Annotated in this window: 27 protein-coding genes; 9 read left to right on the forward strand and 18 right to left on the reverse strand. The window is 66.4% G+C overall.

Going from position 1 to position 23,141, the window contains the following annotated elements:
• Window positions 1–12 precede the first annotated feature (12 nt).
• The 3 genes from AC5Y46_RS23325 to AC5Y46_RS23335 form a co-directional block, all read right to left on the reverse strand.
• Complete coding sequence (locus AC5Y46_RS23325) at window positions 13–411, reverse strand: hypothetical protein (RefSeq protein WP_499993339.1); 399 nt, start codon at window positions 409–411, stop codon at window positions 13–15.
• 385 nt (window positions 412–796) lie between these two features.
• Window positions 797–1,141 (reverse strand): hypothetical protein, encoded by a 345-nt coding sequence (locus AC5Y46_RS23330; RefSeq protein WP_065045534.1) that lies wholly within the window; start codon window positions 1,139–1,141, stop codon window positions 797–799.
• A 27-nt stretch (window positions 1,142–1,168) separates the two neighbouring features.
• Window positions 1,169–1,510, reverse strand: a complete 342-nt coding sequence (locus AC5Y46_RS23335) for a hypothetical protein (protein WP_499993341.1) — start codon at window positions 1,508–1,510, stop codon at window positions 1,169–1,171.
• 324 nt (window positions 1,511–1,834) lie between these two features.
• Here AC5Y46_RS23335 and AC5Y46_RS23340 point away from each other — a divergent pair, with 324 nt between their 5' ends.
• Complete coding sequence (locus AC5Y46_RS23340; protein WP_499993343.1) at window positions 1,835–1,975, forward strand: hypothetical protein; 141 nt, start codon at window positions 1,835–1,837, stop codon at window positions 1,973–1,975.
• Window positions 1,976–2,216: 241 nt separating this feature from the next.
• Here the strand turns inward: AC5Y46_RS23340 and AC5Y46_RS23345 are convergent, their stop codons facing one another.
• The 9 genes from AC5Y46_RS23345 to AC5Y46_RS23385 form a co-directional block, all read right to left on the reverse strand.
• Complete coding sequence (locus tag AC5Y46_RS23345) at window positions 2,217–2,885, reverse strand: chymotrypsin family serine protease (RefSeq protein WP_499993345.1); 669 nt, start codon at window positions 2,883–2,885, stop codon at window positions 2,217–2,219.
• 7 nt (window positions 2,886–2,892) lie between these two features.
• Window positions 2,893–3,075 carry an amidohydrolase gene (locus tag AC5Y46_RS23350; protein WP_499993346.1) on the reverse strand — a complete coding sequence of 61 codons (183 nt, stop codon included), beginning with the start codon at window positions 3,073–3,075 and terminating at the stop codon, window positions 2,893–2,895.
• A complete protein-coding gene (locus tag AC5Y46_RS23355; RefSeq protein WP_499993347.1) occupies window positions 3,072–4,325 on the reverse strand; it encodes a hypothetical protein in 1,254 nt (417 codons plus the stop codon). The genes AC5Y46_RS23350 and AC5Y46_RS23355 overlap by 4 nt, the downstream gene beginning before the upstream one ends.
• Window positions 4,322–4,618 carry a hypothetical protein gene (locus AC5Y46_RS23360; protein ID WP_499993349.1) on the reverse strand — a complete coding sequence of 99 codons (297 nt, stop codon included), beginning with the start codon at window positions 4,616–4,618 and terminating at the stop codon, window positions 4,322–4,324. The genes AC5Y46_RS23355 and AC5Y46_RS23360 overlap by 4 nt, the downstream gene beginning before the upstream one ends.
• A 27-nt stretch (window positions 4,619–4,645) precedes the next feature.
• Window positions 4,646–4,873 carry a glutaredoxin-like protein NrdH gene (gene nrdH, locus AC5Y46_RS23365; RefSeq protein ID WP_499993350.1) on the reverse strand — a complete coding sequence of 76 codons (228 nt, stop codon included), beginning with the start codon at window positions 4,871–4,873 and terminating at the stop codon, window positions 4,646–4,648.
• A 701-nt stretch (window positions 4,874–5,574) separates the two neighbouring features.
• A complete protein-coding gene (locus tag AC5Y46_RS23370; protein ID WP_499993352.1) occupies window positions 5,575–7,224 on the reverse strand; it encodes a ParB/RepB/Spo0J family partition protein in 1,650 nt (549 codons plus the stop codon).
• 333 nt (window positions 7,225–7,557) lie between these two features.
• Window positions 7,558–8,589, reverse strand: a complete 1,032-nt coding sequence (locus AC5Y46_RS23375; protein ID WP_499993353.1) for a helix-turn-helix domain-containing protein — start codon at window positions 8,587–8,589, stop codon at window positions 7,558–7,560.
• A 428-nt stretch (window positions 8,590–9,017) separates the two neighbouring features.
• Window positions 9,018–9,404 (reverse strand): hypothetical protein, encoded by a 387-nt coding sequence (locus AC5Y46_RS23380; RefSeq protein ID WP_499993354.1) that lies wholly within the window; start codon window positions 9,402–9,404, stop codon window positions 9,018–9,020.
• 107 nt (window positions 9,405–9,511) lie between these two features.
• On the reverse strand, window positions 9,512–10,576 hold the full coding sequence (locus tag AC5Y46_RS23385) for a site-specific integrase (protein WP_499993356.1): 1,065 nt from the start codon (window positions 10,574–10,576) through the stop codon (window positions 9,512–9,514).
• A gap of 100 nt (window positions 10,577–10,676) precedes the next feature.
• On the opposite strand from AC5Y46_RS23385, the gene AC5Y46_RS23390 reads away from it, so the two are divergent.
• Together AC5Y46_RS23390 and AC5Y46_RS23395 are read left to right on the forward strand one after the other, a co-directional pair.
• The gene (locus AC5Y46_RS23390) at window positions 10,677–11,192 is read left to right on the forward strand and encodes a hypothetical protein (RefSeq protein ID WP_499993360.1); all 516 of its coding nucleotides are present in this window, start codon (window positions 10,677–10,679) and stop codon (window positions 11,190–11,192) included.
• Window positions 11,193–11,393: 201 nt separating this feature from the next.
• A complete protein-coding gene (locus AC5Y46_RS23395; RefSeq protein ID WP_499993362.1) occupies window positions 11,394–12,572 on the forward strand; it encodes a helix-turn-helix domain-containing protein in 1,179 nt (392 codons plus the stop codon).
• A 96-nt stretch (window positions 12,573–12,668) separates the two neighbouring features.
• Here AC5Y46_RS23395 and AC5Y46_RS23400 read toward each other — a convergent pair whose 3' ends face one another.
• Window positions 12,669–13,373 (reverse strand): hypothetical protein, encoded by a 705-nt coding sequence (locus tag AC5Y46_RS23400; RefSeq protein ID WP_499993364.1) that lies wholly within the window; start codon window positions 13,371–13,373, stop codon window positions 12,669–12,671.
• 98 nt (window positions 13,374–13,471) lie between these two features.
• Here AC5Y46_RS23400 and AC5Y46_RS23405 point away from each other — a divergent pair, with 98 nt between their 5' ends.
• The gene (locus AC5Y46_RS23405; RefSeq protein WP_499993365.1) at window positions 13,472–14,656 is read left to right on the forward strand and encodes an RNA-guided endonuclease InsQ/TnpB family protein; all 1,185 of its coding nucleotides are present in this window, start codon (window positions 13,472–13,474) and stop codon (window positions 14,654–14,656) included.
• Window positions 14,657–14,705: 49 nt separating this feature from the next.
• Here AC5Y46_RS23405 and AC5Y46_RS23410 read toward each other — a convergent pair whose 3' ends face one another.
• Entirely contained in the window at window positions 14,706–15,533 is an 828-nt protein-coding gene (locus AC5Y46_RS23410) for a ParA family protein (protein WP_499993368.1), read from the reverse strand.
• Window positions 15,534–16,278: 745 nt separating this feature from the next.
• Between AC5Y46_RS23410 and AC5Y46_RS23415 the strand changes: the two genes are divergently transcribed.
• The 5 genes from AC5Y46_RS23415 (at window position 16,279) to AC5Y46_RS23435 (ending at window position 20,421) form a co-directional block, all read left to right on the forward strand.
• Complete coding sequence (locus tag AC5Y46_RS23415; protein WP_499993369.1) at window positions 16,279–17,634, forward strand: DUF4226 domain-containing protein; 1,356 nt, start codon at window positions 16,279–16,281, stop codon at window positions 17,632–17,634.
• Window positions 17,635–17,958 (forward strand): hypothetical protein, encoded by a 324-nt coding sequence (locus AC5Y46_RS23420; RefSeq protein ID WP_084954084.1) that lies wholly within the window; start codon window positions 17,635–17,637, stop codon window positions 17,956–17,958.
• Window positions 17,959–18,040: 82 nt separating this feature from the next.
• A complete protein-coding gene (locus AC5Y46_RS23425; protein WP_139813854.1) occupies window positions 18,041–18,346 on the forward strand; it encodes a type VII secretion target in 306 nt (101 codons plus the stop codon).
• A 16-nt stretch (window positions 18,347–18,362) separates the two neighbouring features.
• Window positions 18,363–20,072: a PPE domain-containing protein gene (locus AC5Y46_RS23430; protein WP_499993374.1), complete on the forward strand. Its 1,710-nt coding sequence runs from the start codon at window positions 18,363–18,365 to the stop codon at window positions 20,070–20,072.
• The gene (locus AC5Y46_RS23435; RefSeq protein WP_499993375.1) at window positions 20,041–20,421 is read left to right on the forward strand and encodes a YbaB/EbfC family nucleoid-associated protein; all 381 of its coding nucleotides are present in this window, start codon (window positions 20,041–20,043) and stop codon (window positions 20,419–20,421) included. Before AC5Y46_RS23430 ends, AC5Y46_RS23435 begins: the two co-directional genes overlap by 32 nt.
• Window positions 20,422–20,477: 56 nt before the next feature.
• Here AC5Y46_RS23435 and AC5Y46_RS23440 read toward each other — a convergent pair whose 3' ends face one another.
• From AC5Y46_RS23440 to AC5Y46_RS23455, 4 genes are all read right to left on the reverse strand, one after another.
• Complete coding sequence (locus AC5Y46_RS23440) at window positions 20,478–21,647, reverse strand: helix-turn-helix domain-containing protein (protein ID WP_080691106.1); 1,170 nt, start codon at window positions 21,645–21,647, stop codon at window positions 20,478–20,480.
• Between the two features lie 382 nt (window positions 21,648–22,029).
• Window positions 22,030–22,233, reverse strand: coding sequence for a hypothetical protein (locus AC5Y46_RS23445; RefSeq protein ID WP_042910171.1), 204 nt, complete (start codon window positions 22,231–22,233; stop codon window positions 22,030–22,032).
• 105 nt (window positions 22,234–22,338) lie between these two features.
• Window positions 22,339–22,503 carry a hypothetical protein gene (locus AC5Y46_RS23450; RefSeq protein WP_499993377.1) on the reverse strand — a complete coding sequence of 55 codons (165 nt, stop codon included), beginning with the start codon at window positions 22,501–22,503 and terminating at the stop codon, window positions 22,339–22,341.
• Window positions 22,500–22,913, reverse strand: coding sequence for a WhiB family transcriptional regulator (locus AC5Y46_RS23455; RefSeq protein WP_069432794.1), 414 nt, complete (start codon window positions 22,911–22,913; stop codon window positions 22,500–22,502). Before AC5Y46_RS23455 ends, AC5Y46_RS23450 begins: the two co-directional genes overlap by 4 nt.
• Between the last annotated feature and the right edge of the window lie 228 nt (window positions 22,914–23,141).

Raw genomic sequence — 23,141 nt, forward strand, 5'->3', positions numbered from 1 at the left:
GGGGTGTCGTGGTTAGACCGCGACGGCGTGGTGGTGCTCGCGGACGCGGTGGTCGAGTTTGAGGACCTCGAGGATGGGCGGGGTCTGGGTGTGATCGCGGCGTGCTGCGACGTCGACGCGGTCGATGAGAGTGGCGCTGATGCCGGGGTTTCCGCCGGCCAGAGCGAAGGTGGCGGCCAGGGTGAGGCTTTCGATGCGGGCCTGCCCGCTCAGGTGATCGGCGATGCGGGTCCACAACAGTGCGGCGGCCAGGGGGCGCCGTTCGGCGATGTGGTGCAGCAGGGTCTTGTTGAAGGTGTCGTCGAGGACGAGTCGTCCGGCGAGTTCGGCCAGGCCGCGGCTGGGGTCGGGATTCCCGGCGATCAGTTGGGTGTGTAGTGCGGCTAGGACGGCGATGCGGTTGTAGGACATGATGTTTCTTCCGTTCTCCTGTGGTGCTTGGTTGCGCCGGTCAGCGCTAGGGGTGGGCGTCAATCGGGTGAGGGTGGGTGGTCAACCCCGAAGAGTCCGGTGGTGGGGCCGGCGGATTTTCGGCCCGCGAGCGCAGCGAGCAGGTGGGGCCGGAAATGTCCTCCGCCGCCGGCGCCGGCGCCGGGCGTGGGTTGACCGCTCGGGCCCCCGGCCGATTACGCTTTGCCCCCTTGCTGACGGCAATAAGGTTGAGGGGCTACGGATTACGCGACGCCACCGGCGGGTGTGACCGGTACTGCGTGCGGCAGCCGGCCGGGTTCGGGATCGGAAGAAAAAAGGGGGGCCCGGCCAACCCCCTGGTGTGGGAGCCGGCCGGGCCCGGGTGTTAGAACAGGCGCCCGGCGCGGTGTGGGTCGTTGTGGCAGGGGCAGCCGCAGCGCCAGCAGAAACCGGGCAGGGACAGCTTGAGCAGAATGCCGCCTTCGTGCGGGCCGCCGAGGCGGTGCCCGCACTGATCGTGGCGGCCTTGGTCGCACGTTTTGGTCGGTGCGTTGTCGGGCATCTCGACGATGACTGAGGCGCCGTTGATTTCGTCGGGGAAGGTGATCCAGCGGCGCCGGGTGACTAGGCCGAGGTGGCGTTCTTCGCGGAAGGCCACCGTGGCGCGGCGTTTGAGGCACTGGATCGGCGCGGCAGTGGTGGCGGCCCATTGTTCCCAGAACTCGCTCATTCTTCGTCCTTTCGAAGTGCGGCCGGGTCAGGACCGGTCGGTGACGTGTTGGGTCAGGGCGTAGGCGGCGCGGGTGAGCCGCAGGCTTTCGGTGATGAACGCGGCCACGTCCTCGCCGGTGGTGGCTTCGCTGAACTCGACGTCGTAGACCTGGTCACTGAGCAGGGCGCTGACCGCTGTGTGGGCTCCGGTGAGTGCCGTCAGGGCGGTGTTGAGGCTGGTGATGAGTTGGGCGCGGTGGTGTTCGATTTCCAGATCCCTGTCGGCGTAGATGTTTTCGGCATCGGCGTCACTGCCCACAGCGGGGGGCTGGTGCGGGTCGTGGTCGGTGCTGGTCCATGGGTCGATGGTGTGCTCGGTGATGTTCATAGTCAGGATTTCCTTTGCGGTCGTGGTGATCTGCGCCTGGGGGCGCGGGCTTGGGGGGACCGGTGGGGTGGCGGTGTCAACCCCGCAGAGGACCGGCGGATCAGCAGGAGGCGGCGTCAGCCGCCGGTGCCGCACGGGCGCAGCGGGAGCCGCCCGTCAGGGCGGCGGGAGCGCAGAACGGGCGAGCCCGCTGGGCCGTGGGTTGACGGCGACGGGGCCCTCACCGGTCATACTTAGTGCCCGCTGACAGGCAAAAATGGTGAGCGGCTTCGGATTCCGACAGCAAACCTCTGGCCGCTCGTGCCCGGCGGGTATTGTGGTCACATGGTCGAGAACGCGTTGCGACAATTGATGCTCGAGGAGCCGAATCAGGTTCCGGTGGCACTGGTCGCCTGGGTGGTCACCGGTGAGTGGCCAGCGCACCAATCGCGTTGCGACATCGCAGTGTGCGAATTGCCGTATTAGTTTGCGCCGCGCCTGTGCTCAGGTGACTGTTGGCGGGCGGTACAGGTAGGGCTTCCCCGCATCGGGGCACCTCGCTCCGAGGAACTGCACCCGGCATGAACAGCGCCGTAATGCCAGGATCTCGCTATCTACTGTGATGAACTCGGCCCCGACACCACGGTGTCGCGTGGTGGGAATGCCCACGTCGCCATCGCCGTCGGCGGGTGGGAACGCAGAGGGTGGCAAGGGTCGATTCCTCGGATCAGTTCAGCAGTTGCAGGCCGTCGGCCAGGGAGGCGAAGCGGCCGTGTTCTTGGCCGTTGGTGGTGGTTTTTTCGCCGAGCCAGATGCCGATGATGTCGGCGGATCCCGTGTCGGTGGTGAGCCAGACGGGGCCGCCGGAGTCGCCGGGGATGCTGGCCGGCATGCCGGTGGTGAGGTATTGGTTTTTGCCGGCGTATCCGGTGATGGCTCCGCAGTGCTGGCCGCTGGAGACTCCGGTGCGGCAGACTTGCTGGCCCTTTTCGGGTTGGGGGTGACGGTTGGTGGTGGGGGTGTCGCCGATGTAGGCCAGCGGCAGCGATCGGATACCGAAATCGATCAGGCCGTAGTCCGGCCCGCCCTGGTAGGGCGGCTCGACGATGGCGCGGGTGAAGTCTCCGGTCAACCCGGTGCGGGTGGCGCGGGCGTAGCCCGCGGTTTTGCCTCGGCAGTGCCCGGCGGTGACGGCGTAGGTGTGCAGGTCGCGGCCGGTGTAAACGTAGCCGATGGTGCAGAACATGGTGACATCGGCGGTGGGACTGAGGTATTCGATGCGGTCGCCGGGGCTGACCGTGGGTATGTCGGCGGAGGCCAGTGGTGATCCGGCTACAGCCAGGACAGCCAGGAAAAGGGCGGTCGCGGCCGCGCGGGCTGGGCTGGTGATGTGCATGGGGTGGTTACCTCGAGGAGTGGGGGCGGTGGGGGCGGAGGTGTCGTTCGGAGCGCAGTTGGGCGCGTGCGCACAGGCCGTCGATCCACGCGCGGGCGGTGTGGGCGGCCGGGCCGCCGGTGCGGCCTGCGGCCGCGGTGATGGCGGTGGTGACTTGTGAGGTGACCAGGGTGTCGATGCCGGTGTTCATGCGGACTCCTGCAGGCGGGGCTCGGCGGTGGCGCTGCGCCGGTAGTCGGCGGCGGCGCGGGTGCGCAGTGCGGTGACGGTGCGCAGGGCCGTCTCGGCGGTTACTGAACGTTTGTGGCGCACGATCTTGGTCAGCTGCTGGTGTTGGTGGTGCACGGCGCGCAGCTGGCGGGCGGCTTCGGCCAGCCAGCGGCGGTGGGTGTGCGCTTGGGTGACGGTGGCGCGCGCTTCGGCCAGCGCGGTCGCGCAGTGGGCGGCGGCTTCGGCGGCGGTGGCGGCGGTGGCCAGGGCATGCAGTTCGTCGAGGCTGACCACGGTGAGCCCGCCGAAGGGTTCGCCCGGTTGCCACAGGCCGGCGGCGAGGTGATCGGTGATGTCGGATTTGTCGGCCTGCAGCGCTGCGAGCACGATGACTACCTGCGCGACGCGCCGCCGCAGCCGGGTGTGCAGGTCCAGGGCGCGCCGGTAGCCGGCAAGATCCCGGTCGGCGGCGATGACCACCTTCAGCCCGTCGAAGTGCGCGAGCAGGTCGTCGGTGAAGTTGGCGGCTCCTTGGGCGTTGGTGGTGGCCAGTCGGCCTGCGCCGGTGAGGGTGTCGGCGTCTTTCTCGCCTTCGGTGATCCAGATCCACTGGCCGCTGGCGGCGGCGGTGCCGATCGCGCTACTGCGGTAGAGCACGGGGGCGAATCCTTCGGGTTTGCGGTACACCCAGCGGCGGCCGTCGCGGTAGCGTTGCTGAAATCGTTTGTGCGGCTTGCCGGTGCACCCGCATTCTTGGCGCAGCACTTGCTGGTGGGGCAGTCCGCGGTCGGTGGTGTAGGTGTAGACGCGCACCGTTGTCCATTGGTGGTTGACGCGCTCGGCGGTTCGGGTGATCCGCGCGGGCAGCGGACCCGAGACGAGCGCGGGTCGCGCAGCGGCGGTGCGCCGCTGCGGCGTGGGGTGATTGGTGGGAGCCGGTGCGGGGGCGTCGAACAGCTCGGCCACTCGCAATCCGAGGGCTGCGGCGAGGTCGGTGATGCTGGCCTGGCAGCTAAAGCAGTGCATCAGCACCGCACCCCCCTGGTCGCCGCGCCCGGTGGGCCGCCAGGTGACCGACAGCGACGGGCTGTGGTCGGTGTGTAGCGGGCAACTTGCCATGAAGGCATCGGTCCCACGGGGGCGGATGTGGTGACCGGCGGCCTCGAACGCCTGGTAGACGTGCTCGAAGGCATCACGGGGTCGCCAGGTGTGGTGTGGTGTGACGCTCATCGCGGGACCCCGTGGTCGATGACGGCGTGCACGACGGCGTAGGTGGCGCGGGCGTTGCGGATGGTTTCGTCGAGGAACGCGGCGACGTCGCGGCCGTCACGGCCGTCGATGAAGTCGGCGTCGTAAACGGTGTTGCTGCACAACCGATCCAGGGTGTCGGCAGCGCTTTGCAGGGATTCGATGCCGGCCGCGATGTGGGCCAGCAGTTGAGCGCGGGTTTCACCGATGCGTTCGAGATGGTCGAGTTCACCGATGTCGTGCAGGTCGTGGTCCAGGGCGGCGAAAGTGTTCATGGCAGTTGTCCTTTCGATGGGAGCGGCCTAGGCGGCCAGCGCCTTAATGCGGTCCGGGCGAAAGCCCCCCCAGTGCGTGTCCTCGGCGACCACCACGGGTGCTTGCAGGTAGCCCAGCGCCATCACGTAGTCGCGGGCTTCGGCGTCGATGGTGATGTCGATTGTCTGGTAGTGCACGCCTGCTTTATCGAGGGCGCGGAATGTGGCGGTGCATTGCACGCATGCGGGTTTGGTGTAGACGGTGAGAGTAGACATTGGTAGCCCCCTGGAAGTAATTGCGGGATGGGTTATCGATAATTCAATATTACTGCGCCTATTAGGCTGGCGCTACATCGGTGAGAAACAAATTTGTTGATCTTTTGTCACGGATTCTCTTTGCGCATCGGACGCCGGAATCACTGCTCTCCGCCCTGGCCTCGACGCAGGTAGTCCAGTTGTTTGACAGCGCATTTCGCTCGGGCAGGCCTCCTGGTCTGGCCACCGTGCAGCGCGGCGGTGTCTCCCTGTTTCTCGGGCAAAGTGACCCGGCGAAGAAATGCATTATCTGACTGCTTTCGCGCATCCGGTAACCAACAGATTGATTGTCGTAATTTATCGGCTGATGCGTTCCCTTTCTTGCACACTTCATTTGTTTCCTGTCCGTCTGTGACATCTATTCTTTTTGCCCTTCTGGCAGCACGATCTAGACCGGGTTACGGGCGGCGGAGCGCAAGGCCCGGGCGCGAAGTTTTCCCAGGGAGCCCGTTGTGTGGGCGAGCGGCTCGGGGAAAAGTTCGCGAGTCCGGTAGGGCCCGGAGCAACGCGCAGGCCGGCGCCTTGCGTGCAGCCGATCCGGCCGGTCACGATCGACAAGCCAGAAGGCAAAATGCAGTGTGCCTGTTGCACAACGGAGTTGGCCCGGTCAGATGCGAGTGGGGGCCAGCGCCGAAGCCCTGACCCCCACCAGCCGCCCGAATTTACTGCTTCCCAGCGTCGGAGAGATACTCGCTGTAGACGGTCTCGGCGTCGGTTGTGCCGGTGATGATTTCCTCGACCGCTGCCAGCGGGTAGTCGTTGGAGGCCAGCCACCGCAGGTAGTCCGCGCTGCCGACACGCGGGCCGTAGCCGTGCGCGGCGCCGCGCCAGGCGTCCTTGGCGGTCGCCGATTCGAGCGCTCCCAACACCAGAGCCAACGTGATCACTTGGGCACGGTTGTCACCGCCTGCACCGAGGTCGCTGGCCTGCTTGGCCACGGCGGCTCGCTCGATACCGAGCAGCTCGGCGGTCGTCTCCACCGCGTTGTGGTGAGTCAGCAGGTATGGGTCGCCAGCCAGGCAGGTGGCGACGAAGATCGCCGCACCCTTGGGTGGGGTCTTGCGCGCCAGCAGCTTGGTCAGGAAATCCCTGCGCACACCCATCGCGGCATCACCGAGCTTGTTCAGCGCCAGCACCTTGCGGCGTTCCCGCTTGTCGGCCTCGGCTCGTTCGGCTTCGGCCCGCTCACGGCGCGCCTGGGCGGCCTCGGCGTCGAGGTCCACTGCCCCGTCGCCGCTGCTGGTGTCCTCGGCCAGTCCGGCGCGCCGGGCGAACCACGGCTCCGGCGTGAGACCTGCGGCGCGGAAGTCCAGGCAGAAGTAGTGCGCGACGTATCCGGTGGCATCGGTGACAGTGTCGGCGTGGCGCAACCCCTCGGCGGGGGTGGCCTCGGGCTGGTCCTGGGTATCCCAGTCCACGTCGTCCTCATCGACGGCCTCGCCGGTCGCCACATCGACCACGATCTCGGTTTCGTACAACTGCACCGCCCACTGGGCCGGGTCGGTCACCACCTGCTCATCGGCCTCGGCACCGTCTGCGGTGCGCAGGTGGTGCAAGGCGATGCAGCCAGGATCTGAAGTTTCCGGGCGCTGCTGTAGCCAGGTGAACCCCCGCTCCACGTAGGGCTGGGCCGCTGCTGCTTCGGCCTCGGCGGCGACGCGTTCCTGGCGCAGCTGGGCCACCACGTGCTCAAAACTGCGGGTGCCCGCCACCTGCATCAGCCGGTTGATCGCACCGGGCAAGTCCTCGAACTCGGTGAGCGCCGCCGCCTCAGTCAGGCTCAGTTGCCCCTCGGCCAGACCGTGCATCGCCGCCTGCGACTTCGCCGCCGCCGCCGCTGCCTTCACGGTGTCCTTGCCCACCGACAACTTCTTGGCAACCCTGGTGATCGACACCCCGGCGTCGATCATCTGCTGGATGCCACGGGTGCGCTGAAGCTCGGTGAGTTGTGCGCGCTGGTCGTTCTCCACGATCTGCTCCGAAACCCGTTCCACGAGTTGGGCTTTGTCGTCGTCTCCGGGGGATGCGGTACGGACATAGACCGGCACGCTCGCCAGTCCGGCTTCCCGTGCTGCCAGGGTGCGGCGCTGCCCGGAACGCACCCGCAGCTGGCCGTCGCGGTCGCGCACGGCCGCAATCGGAGTGAGCACCCCGTGCTCTCTGATGCTGGCCACGAACTGCGTCCCCAGCGCGGCCTCGTCGCGGACGTTGTTGTCGAGGACCAGGCTGTGCGGGTCGATGTGCTCGATGACACCCAGCGCGGGGTGCTCACCGGTGTTCTGCTCGGCCTCGGTGGTGATGGTGTCGGTCATGACGGAACCTTTCTCGGTTGGCAGCGCCCCTTGCGGGCCGCCCGCTTTTTTTGCCTTCTGGCAGCCAAGATTTGGGCCGGCAACAGGTCCGCGAGAGTGCAAGGTCCGGGCGCAAAGTGTCGAAGGTGCGAGCCTGCGAGCAGCGCGCGAGACTTTGCGAGCCTTGTGCCCGCAGCGCAGCGGAGGCCGTGGCCTTGCGCGAAGCGGAGCGCCGGCCATAATCGAAGGCCAGAAGGCAAAAACGTCACCGTAACCGCCTTCGCGCGTACGGTCTACGTGCTCTGCTTTTGCGAATCGAAAGCCGTGGCGCGGCTTACGTGCCGGCGTCGACGATCAGCGTGGCAAAGGGTCGAGCAGGTCGCGCAGGCGCGCCGTGTCGATATAGACGCGGCGGGAACCGACCCGGCGAACCGGCAGCTCGTCGCGGGCGATCAACCGATACACGGTGTGAGGACTGATTCCCAACAACGGTGCCGCATCGGCAACCGGCAGCAGCGGCGGCAGCGCCTTCCACCGGCGCTCCGCGGTGACACTGTAGGCCCGCGCCCGCCGGGAAGGAACGACGCGGGCTGACCGAGCCGCTGTGGCCGGACCTCGAAGGCGTTGCGCGGGGGCGCAATTGAGGTGATATCGACTGGGCAGGCGAGCCCCGTCAGTGTCGAATTGCGATCGTCGGCTCAGCAACCCCCGTTCCTCGAGATCGTTGAGAGCACGCAACACCGTGCTTCGCGCGGCTCCAGACTGTTCGACCAGGGCGCGAAGGGAGATACACGCAGTGCGGTCGTCCTTCGCTCCGTCGGCTAGCACCACGAGAATCATTCGTGCCAAGGGAGATCCGACCGCGGCGCTACGCGCCCAGGCGTGGACATCGGGAGCGGGCTGCTGTCGCATACTTTCGGGGCTAAGCCCTTGTGGTGGTTGAGCGCGACGGCCGGGGCTGACCAATGTTCCTAGCGGCAATTTTGTCCATACGTCTACGAATTGCCTTGCGAGGTCGGCTAGTTCATCGGCTGCGCCAGTTTCGGCGTCGGTGTCGCCTGATGACGCCGCGACGGCGAACCGTCTTTGCGTCACATCGAACGCCGTGATATAGCGGTCGAGAGTTGCTAACGTCGCCTCGGTCAGCTCGTCTGACCGCTGCCGGTGTCGCCGCTCGATAGCTTCTGATTTGGGGTTGTGCGCCGCGTCGACGGCAGCGTTGAAATCAGCTTCCGTGGGATCGCCGAGGAAACGCCAGAAGACGTCGCGGCAGTCGCCTCCGCGGCGGAGGCGCTCCACGATGCCCAGCCGGTCAAGGGCGCATAGTTGCGGATAGATTCGGTAGCCGGTCTCGTCGTATCGGTGCGCGCCGAGGAGCTCGCACACGCGACGCGTCGATATCGGCAACGGGCTCTCCGCGCGTAGCGCCGCCAGTATCTGGTCACGAAGCGCAACGGTCCGGGCTGATGGGCTACCCATCACCAATCCGATCAGTTCGCATACTTGCGAGGCTAAGCCCCGCCAATGGCCCAGCGCGACGGCCGCGGCTCACCAATTTTCTGACGGTGCCGATGGCTAGCATGAGCCGATGCGTCTACGGCAGACTCATCGCGGCTGGGAAGAAGTGGGACCCTCGCACTGCCCGGCGTGCGGCGCCGGCTTAGGTGCCCACCAAGTACTTGTAGGCACCTCGCACTGCGCCTGTGGATCGCTTCACCGTTCACACAGCTGCGTGGCGTGCCAGCACACCGTTTTCACACCGGCGCGCGGGCCCCAGTGCCGATCACTGAATCTCGATGGGCGTTGAAACCCGGTCAGCAGGAAGTGCGGACGTAAATGTGCCGGCCGTGGTGGACGGCCTGGCGGAACAGCGGCTGCAGCAGCGCCATCACCTCCGCGAGCTCGCCGGCGGTGACTCGTCCGGCGAACTCTTCGATCTGCGACCAAGGCTGCAGTGCGGCGCCGAGTTGCTCGGGGCCGGCGGCCGCGATCAACGCGGTGGTGTGATCGGCGATCCTGTCGACGAACACGTTCCACGGCTCGTCGTCGTGGGCAACGACAACGGCATGGTCGGGACGGTCCATCAACTGCGAGGTCGTTGTCTCGTGGCCAGACGAATTCATCAGCAGGGCTTCAAGACTGACTAACTCAGTGATCGGACACATACCGATGACCCCGCGCTCAGCCGAGCCGAGCAGCAACGCCCCCTGCTCATCATCATCGCGCACGAAATATTCATGGACGACTCCCACAGAAACGCAGCCTATCTCCCCAGCTGACCAGTGGGTCGCTGCGGTCCTTCGGCGAGCTAACGCTCATCCCCGGATGGGGGAGCGGTGTCGACGAGCTGATACAGCGGGTTTACTGCTGCAGCGGAACGGGTTTCGGCCCCCGCAGCGCTGACGTAGCGCTGGGAGGTAGCCATGGATTCGTGTCCGAGAAGCCGCATGAGCGTGTAGACGCTGATGTTGGTGTTGGCCAGCTCGGTGGCGTAGGTGTGGCGCAGGGCGTGCACGAGGGCGCCGGGATTGCGGTGAGCGTCCGGGCCGGCCAATTTGAACGCGCGCAGGATCCGGTATTGCAGTGCCCCGCGGGTGATTCGCTGTCCGTCGACGCCGACGAATAGCGGCGCTTCGGTGGGCCAGCGGCGCAGCGCAGGAACGTCGCCGGCCTGCCGACGACGGGTGGTGGCGGGGAATCGAGCGCCGCGACTGGCCAGGTAGTCATGCAGGACGTCGAGCAGCGCTGCTTCGATCGGGATAGCGCGGTCTTTGTTGCCCTTGCCGCGCACGTGGATCACCCCGCCCTGGTCGGTGAGGCGGACGTCGCCGATGTTGGCGGCGCGCAATTCGCCGGCGCGAAGACCCGTGAGCAGGGTGGTCAAGATGAGGGCGCGGTCGCGTTCGGGCCATTCGTTGCGCAGTTTCGTGTCGCCGCGGTCGGCGACGGCGTCGATGAGGGCCTTGGCGGCCGCGGCGGGAAGTGACTTCGGAAGGTTCTTGGCGACCTTGGGTCGGCCGACGAATTGCATCGGGTTGGCTTCGAGCAGCTCGGCGGTAAACAGATAGCTGCACAGCGTGTTCCACGTCGACCAGCAGCGCCGGATGGAGGCCGCTTCACGGGTGGCGGCGAACACTGCGAAGGCCTGGCGCATCGTGTCTTTGGTGATCGCGGCGCAGCCCAACGCGGCCAGATATTCGGATCCGCCGGCCAGGACGGCAGCGATCGCGTCGAAGTCGCGCCGGTACGCGTCCACGGTGTGCGGTGAGGGCTTACGGGTGCTCCGATCGGCTAGAAACGCGCGAAACCATTCCGGGCGGTCGGCGTCAGTGCGCGCCGGCGGACCGGGCGAGGGTGGTTCAGCGGGTGACATGGTTCATGCATAATATCCGTTATGCATGAAAGAGCATAGAAGCTGCGAACGGGGTACCGAAATCGCGCCGGTGTCGCTCCCTCGTGCGATGGTGAGGACCATGGACGATGACAACGGTGATGATGGTCCCTGGGGGGCCGATGATGAGATTGGGAACGTCGGCCAGCGGAAGCGGGCCGACGTGGCCCCAGAGATGGCCTCGTTACGCAAGGACGTGGACCAACTGATCGTCATCTCAGCGGTGCTGGTAGTGGTCGTGTTGTTCCTGTGCTGCCTTGCCATTAGCCAGGCCATGGAACGGCACCGCGCTTCTGCCTCATCGCCACCGTCGGACCGCGATCTGGTAGAAGCCGATCTCCTGCACACGGGCGTGCATTGTTTCTCGGGTCCTGCTGAGATGGGTGTGGCGCGGCAACGGGCGCTTGCTGCGATCGATCGGTACCGGTGGGAAAACCGCTTGGATCGCGAGCGTAGCGAGCGAGGTGGCCGGGATGTGCAGATGTGGGGCGCACTGCCAGCGAAGTTCCCTGAGGGGTTGCTTTCGATCGCTAAGCCCCTTTCCGAAGATGCATCGAAATGCTTCGACATCGAGGTCACCAGTGGCGCCGGCCCGTAGCCGGAGTCGCGGTTCGGCAAGCGGAGTTTGGTGTGCGCCTTAGCAATTTGCGATGCTGCAATAACTTCTGAGATATCGGATGAAGTATCTCATGACCACTAATGGACCCAATGGGCAGGACTGCTTCCATGTCAACTCTTGGTTGGCATATATGCCAAGTCATAGTTGACGCTGTCGGATCTTTCGCCGAGGATGGTTGGCATGGCACCTTCGCGGCTTGTAGAGCTGATAGACCGCTACCGGAATACGCATGGAGTCAGTGAGGCCGAGCTAGCTCGCCGTCTCGGCGTTTCGCGAGAGAATTTGCGTAAGTGGCGCACCAAAGGGGTGCGCCGGCTGCCGGAGCGCACGAATCTGGTTGCTGCTGCGCGTGTTATCGGTCGGCCGTATCGGGAGGTCCTATCGGCCGCGCTATTCGATACGGGGTACCTCGCTGCCTCAGCCACTGAGCCGCGGCCGTACAGCGAGGTGCTCCATGATGCCATCGGCGTCTTGACTGAGGCGACTCGGCTGACCAATCAGTTGTCGCGGCGCACGGACTCAGGCCAGTGGGAAGCTGATCCGGATCCGCGTGCCACGGTCCCGATCGACTGGGCCGAGTTTGTGACTCTTGCCCTGGCCGGCGCGGCCGCGAACGTGGGAAGTATCGAGGAAGCGCTTGCGGGTCGGCCGGGTTCATGGGAAGCCGAAATGGTGCGTCGGACGTTGGCATCAACCGTCTTTGACGATAAGGACTTGCTACGGCATCGCACCGAGCCGGTGGTGATCGACATGTGGACGGAAAGCATCTTGAGCCATCTGGGCGATTCCAGCGACCTCGACTACGACAGCGCATCCCTGGAATTGTCGGACCGCGCCGATGCGGTCCCCGAGCCCACCGATCTTCCGCCCGGCCCGTTCTCTGCTGAGGATCCTCGCATCGCCGGGGTCGACTGGGCTGAGGTCGATGACAACGGGTATCTGGTCATCCGCGCGACCGCGGGATGGGGAACTGAAGCAGACATCGCGCTGCTGACCGAACTCCAAGCAGAGGCGCAGGCTTATCGCGACCCCACGCCCGGTGAAATCGCCTACGAGCAAGCCATGGATGAGATCTCGGCGCTGCAGGACGCGCTCGATGAGCTGCGGCGGCGGGAATACCGTGATTACGCAGAACAGTTGACCGAGGCCATTGTGATGCAGCTGGCGGCGCTTGAGTTGTCGGTGCCGATTATCGTCACTGTCTCCCCCGCCCCCCATGTGTTTGCGGACGGCGAGTTCGACCGTCACGGACCGCCCCCGTTGCCGCGCACGGCGATCGAGGCGGCCATCGAGACAGCAATGGCACAGACACCCACACCAGCTATGCTGGCCGGCACTCCCCTAGATCGGCTCGGCTAATACTCAGGCAGGCTTGCTATTTCGATTAGCGCGGGTGACCACAGGTGATGTCCGGCCAGGGTTACGCTGCGGGGCACTAGCTTTGGGGGTTTGCGATCATTTGCGGCGGCCTTGCGGGAGAAATGCGTCGAGCGCCGCGGCAACCATTTCCGACCTATTGGTGTGGCGGGTTCCGGGTCGTTGGTGGGCTATCTGTGCGCTGGACCAGTCGGTGAGTTGTTTCATGATGTTCAGTTCACCTTTGGTGGGTCTGATTCTCAGCGGCATGGGTGTGTCGGTTGCGGTTCGGCCGGGGGTGTCTCGGTAGGGGAAGAGGTCTCCTGGCTTCGGGCCGGGTCTGCGGTTGAGGATGAGGGCGGGCAGGTCGTGGACTTGAGCGCGGAGGGCGTCGAGGACCAGGGCGGTGTGGCTCGGGGAGTCTGCGCGGGCGCGTTCGAATCGCTTGATGATCGAAGCCGGGATGCTGAGTACGGTCGGTGACACGATGTGGGCGGTGGGGTCGGCCGCGTCGACATGCAGATCAGGTAGTGCGTTGGCGGTGTTGGGTGGGTCTGCGGCGATCTGGACCGGTGGCGTGGCGGCGGGTGGCGGCGGTGGCGCGGGTGCAGCAGGAGGGTTAACGTTTGCCGCTGGATTGTCGTTGCTTGCTGGCGGTGTGTCGTCGTTGTCGGGGGGTGCTGTTATGGCGGTGTCGGAGGCTTCTGCGGCCAGTTTGGGGTGCCGTGGTTGGGGGGCCTGGCGAGTTCGGCGCGCACGCCGCTCGTGGAGCTGGTGGATGCCGCCGCTGAGGTTGTCATTCATCGAAATGTTGCGGCGTGGAAACCTCCGGCTTCAACCGGGGGAGGAAACGCCGCGCCTCCTCTCGGTGTGTTGTCGGTGGTGATAGCTACGTTGTGGCTGTGACGCGGTACCGGTTGCTTCCTACTGCCGAGCAGGCGGTCGGGCTTGCTGAGCATTGCCGCCACGCCCGGTATGTGTGGAATTTGGCGGTTGAGCAGCAGCAGCATTGGCGGCCCGGGCTCCGCGCGCCGGGCTACAACGAGCAGTGTGCTCAATTGACCGCGGCACGCGCCGAGTTCGCGTGGCTGGCGGCGGGTTCGCAGACCGTGCAGCAGCAGGCGCTGCGGGATTTCGCCCAGGCGATGCGCAACTTTTTCGCCGGGACTCACCGTCGGCCCCGGTGGCGCAAAGCCGGCGTGCATGAGGGCTTCCGCCAGGTCGGCGTCACGCCGCGTCAGGTTGGGAAGATCAACCGGCGCTTCGCCCGGGTGTGGGTGCCGAAAATCGGCTGGGTGCGGTTTCGTCTGTCGCGCCCGGTACCTGCAGGCGTGAAGTCCTACCGTGTCACCTGTGATCGGGTGGGTCGCTGGCACATCGCGTTCGCCCATACCCCGCAACCGATCAGCAGCCCCGGTGATGGCTCGGTCGTGGGTATCGATCGCGGCGTGAGCGTCTCGGCGGCCTTGTCGACCGGTGAACTGCTGCACGCCCCCAAGCTCAGTCGCGGTGAGGCTGCGCGGTTGAAGGTGCTCCAACAGCGCCTGGCCCGCGCGCAACGCGGCTCCAATCGCCGTGCGCGCACGAAGGCGGCGATCGCGAAACTCACAGCGCGCGAGGCTGACCGCCGCAAAGACTGGATCGAAAAGACCACCACCGATATCTCTGGACGCTTTGAGACGATCCGCATCGAGGCCCTTGATGTGCGGGCGATGACGCGCTCGGCGCGGGGCACCGTCGATGCTCCCGGGGTGCGGGTTGCGCAAAAACGCGGGTTGAACCGTGGTATCAGCCGTAGTGGGTGGGGTCTGCTCGCCGCGAGATTGCAGCACAAGGCCAGTGGTCGGGTTGAACAGATCCCGGCCGCGTACACGTCGCAACGATGCTCGGTGTGCGGGCACGTCGCTGTCGGAAACCGCAAGAGCCAAGCGGTCTTCGACTGCGAATCCTGCACTCACGGACCGTGCAACGCCGATGTGAACGCAGCACGCAACATCGCCGCCGGGCGGGCGGTGACAGCACGGGGAGACCTCAGCACTAGCCGGTCTAAGAACCGTGAACCTCAACTCCGCTCTCCTGCCGCCTAGGTGGGGTGAATAAGGGTTGGAATCCCCTGGCTTCAGCCAGAGGAGGACGTCAATGTGCTGCTTCCTTCTGGGCTGTGTTGGCGTAGTTGATGACGGCTCGCGCCACACTGGTGATCTCCTCGACGAAATGCCGGTTCTTCGCGGGTACGGGGGTGCGTGCGGCGACAGCCATGCGCAGGGTGCGACGGGAGAGCCAACCGTATTTTCCGATCGATGGCCCAACGGGGATGGTGTAGGTCTCGCTGATCCGTTGGAGCCAGTCAACCAATTTGCGTGGTGCAGCATCGACCATGTTGGGGATGATCAGGAGAGGAAAGGCTCGGAGCTCGTCTGCCATCCCTTCGAGCGCCTCTAAGGGCCGGGTCTCCAGGACGATCGGCACGACGACAACGTTGGCGGCAGCGATAGCGCCGGAGGCGCTGGGGTTTGCGTCGTCTCCCCCACCGGGGTGGGTGTCGATGACCAGGGGGCGGCGCCACTGCGCCGACCACTTTTCGAGTTGGGTCGTCACGTAGTCGTCATTGGGCTGGTTGTTACCCCAGTCGGGGTGGGAGGGAACGAGATCCGCGCGGTATGGCCCGCCTGCGAGCGGCCGGGGGATGCGCTCGTTGTCCATCGCATCGAGCAGCGGCGCGTTGCTGCGAGTTTCGTATCGGTAGCCCCAGGCGCGGCTGGCGCCGCCGCGGTCCCAGTCGAAATCGACAAGTACGCCGGCGAGCAGCCAGGCGAGTTCTTTGGCGATCTCCGTCTTGCCCACTCCCCCTTTGTGTGCTGCGACCGTCACGATGAGCTGCTCAAGGACTGCGCTTACCTGAGGATCTGGGCTGACACCGATGCGTTGCAACGCCTGCTCGTTGCCGGTTTCCTTGACAGACACGACGCGCTCTCCCCCAACTCCCCCGGCTTCGATACTTATCTGGGACCAACCAACGCGCACTCCCCCCACCCCTCGGTTTGTCCTGGTCGGGGAAACGTCGACCCCTCCCAAACCCACGCCCGGCGAAGAGATAACGCGTGAATTACCCTGAGAGTGTATCGCATGTTGCGCCCGCATGTGCTACTGCGTGAAACTATGCGTGATGTATGCCGCGCAGAAGCGCGTGGCATACCGCGTGGCATTGCCCGTAAAAACTCGCGCGCAAGCACGGATCAGTTAACGGATGACATACCGCATGAGATACTTGCCAAGATAAGCCATCAACCATCGCTGGGGAAGTCGGCGCAGCGGTGCCACTTTTGGCGCAAGATATCTCACGCGCTATCGCGGCGCACATCACGGGGGGCTCTTGAGAAGCCGGCGGGCCACGGGCCGCCACGTAGTGGGCGACCCCCCCGGGGGGGTGGTTGCTTCAAACAATCTTGGAAGTTCGAACCTTTTGAAAATTCGTTTGGTCCGCCCGTCGCTTTGGGCTCTACCCCGGCGGTAGCGTTTTTCACCAGGAAGTACGCAGGTAGAACCGCTTAGGGGGGTCCCCGTGGGATTTTTGGAAGACTTGGAACACCTTCTGAGTCCGATCAGTGGTGCTATCGACGCTTTATTCGGCGGAGACGACGGTGGGTTGGCGCCGCGAGATCGTGCGACTGCTGTCCTGACGCCTGGATTGTTCGGCAGGCAGCCTTACGTGGGGGTTCCGGGAGGTCCGGGGGGGCTGCCGCAGGGAGCGGAGCAGGCGGCGGGAACGTATCAGCAGACCACCGGGGCGCTGGCCGCGACCGATGAGAAGTTGGCCGAAATGTTGAAGAAGATCTTTGCTTCCAATGACGAGACGCGGGCGCGGGTCAGTGAGCTTGTTGCCGGGATTCAGGCGGCTCACCAGAAGATGCTGACCGACCCGACGATGCGGAATGATCCGCAAGCCCAGGCGCTGTTCAACACGATGTTGGACCAGAATCTCGCCGAGATTCAGCGGCTGCTCAACAGCGCGAAGGTGGACAGCAAGAAGCAGGCCGAGCTGCTGGCCGCGCTCGGTAATGAGTACCGCGACAACAGCGGCGAGCACCGTAAAGGCGGCGCCGATGGCGGTGGTGGGTCTGATGGTGGCGGCGCCGGCGGTGGTGGGTCTGATGGTGGCGGCGCCGGCGGTGGTGGGTCTGATGGTGGCGGCGCCGGCGGTGGCGGCGGCGGCGGGTCTGATCCGGGTGCTGGCAGCGGCGGGGGGGTGAGTGATCCTCTGGCCGGGATGGGCGGGATGCCGGGGTTAATGGGTGATCCGATGTCAATGCTGGGTCCTGCGCTGGGGGCGCTCGGTTCGGTCCCGGGGGCGTTGGGCGGTGCGGGGGGCTCGTTGCCGATGGATGCGCTGGGTGCGTTGGCGCCGCTGGCAGGGGCGATGGCCGGACAGGGAGCCGGAGATGGTTTCAGTGACGACCGAGGTCGTGAGAGGGCAAAGCCGTCGGATTTTGTTGATGAGCATCATGGGGAGGGTGAGGGCGATAGCGGCTCGGAGGGGGCCGGGAAGTCGAAGGGCGACAGTGAGGGGAAACCGGAGCCGGCGGCGGCCGCAGCGGGCGGACCTCAGGGCGCACAACCGGCGGCTGCGGCTGCCGCCCCGGCCAGCGCGCCGGCGGCCGACGCGTCACTGGTGGTGCAGATGCCCGATGGCACCCCGGTGACCACGACGTCAGCACAGCATGCCGCGGTAGTGCGGGCGGTGCTCAACGGGGCCTCGGCGACCGATGCGTGGAAGCCGTACGCCCAGTTACCGCCGCCGGGTACACCGGTCACCGAGCCCGCCGACCCCAATCACCTGGTGCCCGGCCAGGTCGCGCAGTGCAAGAGCCGCGAGCCAGTGGTCTACATGGGAAATGGCAAAATTTGGCTTGACGGGCAGCTTCAGCCACAAAGCGCGTTGCCTGCCGGAGAATTCATGGCGTGGGAGGACCCAACTCGGTTCGCCGGCGGGGTCGCCGGGCACGCACCGGCACCGGCGGCGTTGTCGCCGGCTTCACCGGGGACCACCGTGACAGCGGGTGCCTAGATGCGGTTCGAGGAGGCGGGAGTCGCGGTGATCGGTGACCAGGACTGGACCGTGGCGGAGTGGTCACGCGATGGCGCACTGATGGTCAAGTTAGGGGATCCCTCGGGCCGTGATGTACAGGTCGAGCTGGAGCGCGACGCCATGTCCTGGCCGGCTGAGGTGCTGGCTGATCGGATCATGCGGCTACACCGGTTGGCACTGATGCGGCTGCGGGCCGAGACCCGGGAGCGTAGCCGCAAGGAGTCCGGCGTGGAGTGGTCGTTGCAGGCGGGCTGGCCGAGCCTGGTGGACGTCGACGAGTACCGACAGACGATCGACTTTTGATGGTCGGCGCTTGATGCGTTGGGCGCTAGGCCCCTTTAGGCTTTGGTAAAGACGCAGTTCAGAGCGCAGGAGGTAGGTAGCGGTGGCTAATGACGTATCGGTGGATTTCGCCGAGTGGCATGAGCACGCGAAGTGGTGGGAGGGCGAGGGCCCTCGGGTCCGCGAGCTGCTTGACGCCAGCCCGGAATCACTGGAGCGGGCGCGATCGATGTTCGGGCGGATCGGTTCGTCGACGGTCGGTGCGGCGTTGCAGGAGGTGTTGGTGGCCCGCGCCGAGGCCGGGCATGCACTGGGCCGCTACTGCGAGGACGTCGCGGGACATATCCGCAGCAGCGTGACCTCCTACCGCGACGCTGAGGAGCACAATCAGCGCACCCTGAGCACCTAACTGCAGGGGTTGCGCGGTGGCGGATTCAGTGCGGGTGGAGCCCGCGGCGCTGACAGGTGCGGCGGGTCAAGCCGGTGCTGTCGCGCACGCGGCCATCCCGCACGCTGACCAGGTGGCGCCATGTGCCTCCGATCATGTGTCGGTGGCAGCCAGTTCCCGGTTCAGTGCGCAGGTCAGCCTCGCGCGCCGCTACACCGAGATAGCCAATTCTGTGGCCAGGCGGTACGGCGTGATGTTGCAGTCCAGCGCCGCGGCCTATGGCGACCAAGAGGCGGCGTCGGCGGCCACGTTGGGTTCCGGTGGTGGCGGGGCGATACCCATACCCACACCAGTGCCGGTCGCCGATGTCGATGCTGTCGCTGCTCTGTTGAGCGGAGGGGGGGCCTCGGTGCCGGCAGGGGAGGTGCCGGTGGCCCCGCGCGATATCGCCCGGCTCATCGAGACCGGGCGCGGCGGTGTCGGGGTGGCGGCCTGGCAGGCCGTGGAGCGCAGCCTGCGCACCGAGGCCGCCGCCCTTGAGCAGGCGGCCGAGCAGCTGGGAGCCGCGATCGCGGCGACCGAGGCCAGCTGGGAGTCGGGCAGCGCCCACGCGGCTACCGCCCGGATGCGCACGCTGCAGGGCTGGTATGAGGGTCACTCACGCTATGTCGGGGGATTGGCTCAGCAAGCCTCGACGCATATAGGGAATTTTCACCGGGCCAGCACCGACATTCCGACCTACCGGCAGGTGGTTGAAGGGGAGCGCGAGCTGGACACGGCGGTGCGGGCCAACATCGCCGCCAAAGGCATGCGCCGCGAGGCGGTCGTGCACGCGCAAGTGAAAGTCGCCGGCCTCTATCAGGCCTCGACAGCAGGGTTTAGCAGTTACACCTTTGCCGAGTCGGTGCCCGGACCTGGCCCCGGCGCGCCGATTCCGCCGCCGGGCACCAGCGCGGGCAGTCCCGATGTGCAGCGGGCCAACGGTCCCGGCGGTGCTCCGGTGACCAAACCTGATCCGTCGCCGGCCTCGGCCCCGCGTGAGCCGGTGCAGCAAGGCCCGGGGCCAGGGGAGAGCCTGCTCAGTGGTGGGCCGACCTGGCCACCCGCCGACGTCGACCCGGCCGCTGTGGGTAGCCCCTTGCTGGAGACAGTGACCGGAACCGGGGCGGGCGCAGTGCCCCAGCTGCTGCCGGGAATTCTGGGCGGGGTTGTCGGCGGCCTGGGAGGCGTGATGGGCGGCTTGGCCGGATCGGGGGCCAAAGCGTTGCAAGGCGTGCAGCAGGCCGCCGCACCGATGATGAGCGGGCTGGGCCAACACCCCGGCGGTGGCTCACCCTCTGGTGGGGAGCCGCCACCGGAAACCCCGGAATCACTCGGTGAGCCCGCAGGTGCCGATGGTGGCGGTGGGGGCGGCGGAGAGACTACGCCCGCCAGTGACGGCGGCGCGATGGGCGCGCCCGCTCCGTTAATGGCCGCCCCCGAAGCGGCCGCCCCGGCCGCCGCCGCTTCGGCACCGGCAGCCCCGCCCGCGACATCGGCAGGACCGGCCCCCGCCGTGGGGGCGATGGGTCCGATGATGCCGCCGATGGGTGGGCGCGGCGGCGCGTCGGGGGGGCCGCAGAACAAACAGCTCTACCCAGACCGCGTACTCAAAGTGGTGACACCACCCAACAGTGAGCCGGTCAAGAACCGCTATGAAGGGCGCAATAAAGACAATGACCGAGGCCGGGACAAACCGCGTGGGTAATCGCTTTGACACCGCTATGTCCGATGACGAATACACCGCCGCCTTCTTGAAGCAAACCGAGATGGTGCAGGCGGCCGTCGCTGCGTTCCACGCCGACTGCGAGCGCCGCTCCGAGGAACTCGGGCCGTTCGGCGACGACGTTCAAGCAACCCTGAACCGCGATGGGCACCTTGAAGACCTCTACATCGACCCGACCGCGCTGACGCGCTACACCCACCTCGAGCTCGAAGACGTGATCACCGATGCCCTACGCGGCGGCGCGGAACGCCTCGGCGCGGTGCTGGTGGAGACGTGGCACGACCACTACGAAGCCGAGCATTCGCCGATCCGCGAACTGCTCGAAGAATGAGAAGAAACAACCCCCATGGGATATCTTATCGACTATCTCATCGGGTATCGCGTTAGCTATCTCATCGGGTATTGCGGACTGAGCGGGGAGATACCGCGCCGCGTCGCCACGTAGGCCTCGAACTGCGAGATCTCGACCGCGACCTGCCCAGCGCGCTTGGTCGCGGCCCGCGCCCGAATACGCGCCAGTTCCTGGCCGATCTGCGCGCGGCCGGGCCCGGTGGCGGCGGCTTGTCCGCGGGCGCGGGCCGCGGCGTGTTCGGCGCGTTCGCGTGCGGCGGTGCGCGCCCGTGTTTGCGCGGCCACGCGTTCGTGGGCTTCGCGCGCCTCGTCGAGTGCGGCCGGCCGGTCGGCCAGGGTGTTGTGGGCGCTGTGCCAGGCGAGCAGGGTGCCCAGCAGGGCGATCGGTCGCGGCGGAGCGTCCGGGATGCGATGGCCCGCGCCGAGCCAGTCTGAGACCAGTGCGTTGAGGTCGCGCGGTGTCCAGCCGGCGGCCGCCGGCGCGGCCAGCATCGCCGCCCAACTGCCGACACCGAACCTGCGGGCCCACGGGGGGGCGTGTGGATCAGCGCGCCACCGCACGGCCAGGCGCCGGCCGGCCTCATCTGGTGTTCGGCGGCGCGCAGCGCCGCGGTGCCGGGCGCGGTGAGCGCCCGCGTGGGTAGTAACCAGCTTGCCCAAACAGGGGGGTGTAGTAGTTAGTGGGGACCGTTCCAGGTGGGGTGACAAGCTGTGGACAAGTCGGGTGGTGTGGGCGTTGTCGTGCAGTGCCCACACCGAGGCCCAGCCGCGGTGGCGATCGCCCATCCGCCAGGACGCCATGCGTTCGATATAGGTGCGTCGGCGCCCGCGCAGGATCTCGGTGGCCACCCCGAGCAGGCGCAGGCATTCGTGGGCGCGTTGGATGGTGCGTTCGTCATAGCCGGTGTCGCGTTCGAGTTGGGCGTTGGTGGGCCGGCAGCCCCGTCCGGTGCTGCGATCGGCGTAGCGGGCCATGGCCGCGGCGATCACGATCAGGGTGGGTTTGGCGATGCCCCCGTTGCACATCAGCGGCCGCACCCGGTGGTAGTGCAGGTCGTAGGCCACCGCCACCGTGATGTGCGCCCAGCCGGTGGGCCCGGCGCTCCAGCACGGCACCCCGGCGTAGGCCTGGTCGTCGAGATTGAGGGCGACGAACGCGCTCGGGCACGGCAGGTCCCGGCCGGCCAGGCGCCGCCCGCGCCGCATCGCCAACACCTCGGCAACACCAGCGGTGCGGATGACACCGCGGCGCGGGCGAGCCGCAGTACAGCCGCGATACCCACCACGGGCGCTGTCCGCATGCGGCGGGGAAAAAAGTGGATCACGGCACGCGACAAAATCTGGAACCGGGCCCAGACATGCGCTACCGTGAGACGAGACTCCCAAGTCACGTCCCTTTCAGGGGCAACGGGTGCGGACCCGGAACCGAGCTGGTAACTCGGCTCAAACCCTCCGACAGGGCCCCGCTTCGGCGGGGCCTTCGTCATGTCAAGGGGGGTGTTTCCGCACCGCAATATTCAGCTGTCAGCATCTGCCCGGCCAGGCACAGGCCCGAAGAAGAGGCCTGCCGGCCGGGCGCGGTGAGGATTCACATCGCCAGCGGCAAAACCTCCGGGTGTTTGTGGAGTTCGCGGACCAGGTCTTCGCGGTCGTAGCGATAGGCCAAGACGTCGGCGACGAGCTGAGACATGCTGATGCCACGTTGCGCTGCTTCGGCTTTGACTTCCTCGTAGACCTCTTCAACGGGGCGACACATGATGAGTTTGCGCTGACCTTTATGCGGCTGAGCCATGGCCGCGATCATGGCACGGCTATCTGATAGCGGGCCTCCGACACGCCGAGGCCTCGTGATGTTTTTGTGATAACCGCACGCCTCCCACCTGCAGTTCTCGCTCATTCACGCCGAAACGTGACGTAGCGAGATGAACAGCCGCCAGTGGGTGTGACCGGGCGGCTTGTACGCCCCGCACACCACCGTCTCATCAGCATCAAGGACGGTGATCCGCTGCGTACCGTTGTCATCGACGCTGGACACCAACGGGCAAATCACCGCGGCAGTCATGCCGCACCGGCGATGCCGTCTACCGGTGAATCCTGGGCGAACTGCTCGTACGGGTCGGGCAGCGCCGCGACGGCAACGTCACCGATCTCCTCGCGGCGGCGCGCCTCAAACTGCTCAATCAGCCGCGCATATACAGGCGCGAGCTGCGGGGGGTAGTGACCGGGCAGCAATATCCCACCCCACACGCCGTAGCTGGCACCGGAGGCCACCGCGTTGTAACTGCAGCGACCCCGAAACGGGCATTCGGCGCAACGGGCACCCGCGCGCGACCTGCGGTTGGGGTTGAAAAACAGCTCCGGCTCCTCCCGGCACGCCAGGTCCTGGTCGGTGTGGAATAGGCGCACCTCGGCGCGTAACCGCGATGAATCCGAAGGCCGCGGGCCGCGGGTACTCGGGGTGATCGTCGTCATGGGGTATGTCCTCCTGCGCGTTCGGCCTGGCGGCGGTTCTTCACCAGCACCCTCCGATGGTGAATTGACGGTAATCTAGCACAATTACCGGTAATTAGGCGTAATTTTGCTAACTGGATGTCAGGATCGATCGATGACAGGACCACACGTCCATGGCAGATGCGTTGGCGTCGATGCCATCGGCGCATGTCAGAAGCCAGTTGACTAGATGAGCGCATCTGCGGACGC

This window comes from Mycobacterium sp. NGS59 (assembly GCF_059812345.1).

Bases quoted from the DNA above. Each gene is read 5' to 3' on its own strand.
- AC5Y46_RS23325 (WP_499993339.1), bottom strand. From the start codon at position 411: ATGTCCTACAACCGCATCGCCGTCCTAGCCGCACTACACACCCAACTG.
- AC5Y46_RS23330 (WP_065045534.1), bottom strand. From the start codon at position 1,141: ATGAGCGAGTTCTGGGAACAATGGGCCGCCACCACTGCCGCGCCGATC.
- AC5Y46_RS23335 (WP_499993341.1), bottom strand. From the start codon at position 1,510: ATGAACATCACCGAGCACACCATCGACCCATGGACCAGCACCGACCAC.
- AC5Y46_RS23340 (WP_499993343.1), top strand. From the start codon at position 1,835: ATGGTCGAGAACGCGTTGCGACAATTGATGCTCGAGGAGCCGAATCAG.
- AC5Y46_RS23345 (WP_499993345.1), bottom strand. From the start codon at position 2,885: ATGCACATCACCAGCCCAGCCCGCGCGGCCGCGACCGCCCTTTTCCTG.
- AC5Y46_RS23350 (WP_499993346.1), bottom strand. From the start codon at position 3,075: ATGAACACCGGCATCGACACCCTGGTCACCTCACAAGTCACCACCGCC.
- AC5Y46_RS23355 (WP_499993347.1), bottom strand. From the start codon at position 4,325: ATGAGCGTCACACCACACCACACCTGGCGACCCCGTGATGCCTTCGAG.
- AC5Y46_RS23360 (WP_499993349.1), bottom strand. From the start codon at position 4,618: ATGAACACTTTCGCCGCCCTGGACCACGACCTGCACGACATCGGTGAA.
- nrdH (WP_499993350.1), bottom strand. From the start codon at position 4,873: ATGTCTACTCTCACCGTCTACACCAAACCCGCATGCGTGCAATGCACC.
- AC5Y46_RS23370 (WP_499993352.1), bottom strand. From the start codon at position 7,224: ATGACCGACACCATCACCACCGAGGCCGAGCAGAACACCGGTGAGCAC.
- AC5Y46_RS23385 (WP_499993356.1), bottom strand. From the start codon at position 10,576: ATGTCACCCGCTGAACCACCCTCGCCCGGTCCGCCGGCGCGCACTGAC.
- AC5Y46_RS23390 (WP_499993360.1), top strand. From the start codon at position 10,677: ATGGACGATGACAACGGTGATGATGGTCCCTGGGGGGCCGATGATGAG.
- AC5Y46_RS23395 (WP_499993362.1), top strand. From the start codon at position 11,394: ATGGCACCTTCGCGGCTTGTAGAGCTGATAGACCGCTACCGGAATACG.
- AC5Y46_RS23400 (WP_499993364.1), bottom strand. From the start codon at position 13,373: ATGAATGACAACCTCAGCGGCGGCATCCACCAGCTCCACGAGCGGCGT.
- AC5Y46_RS23420 (WP_084954084.1), top strand. From the start codon at position 17,635: ATGCGGTTCGAGGAGGCGGGAGTCGCGGTGATCGGTGACCAGGACTGG.
- AC5Y46_RS23435 (WP_499993375.1), top strand. From the start codon at position 20,041: ATGACCGAGGCCGGGACAAACCGCGTGGGTAATCGCTTTGACACCGCT.
- AC5Y46_RS23440 (WP_080691106.1), bottom strand. From the start codon at position 21,647: ATGCGGCGCGGGCGGCGCCTGGCCGGCCGGGACCTGCCGTGCCCGAGC.
- AC5Y46_RS23445 (WP_042910171.1), bottom strand. From the start codon at position 22,233: ATGGCTCAGCCGCATAAAGGTCAGCGCAAACTCATCATGTGTCGCCCC.
- AC5Y46_RS23450 (WP_499993377.1), bottom strand. From the start codon at position 22,503: ATGACTGCCGCGGTGATTTGCCCGTTGGTGTCCAGCGTCGATGACAAC.
- AC5Y46_RS23455 (WP_069432794.1), bottom strand. From the start codon at position 22,913: ATGACGACGATCACCCCGAGTACCCGCGGCCCGCGGCCTTCGGATTCA.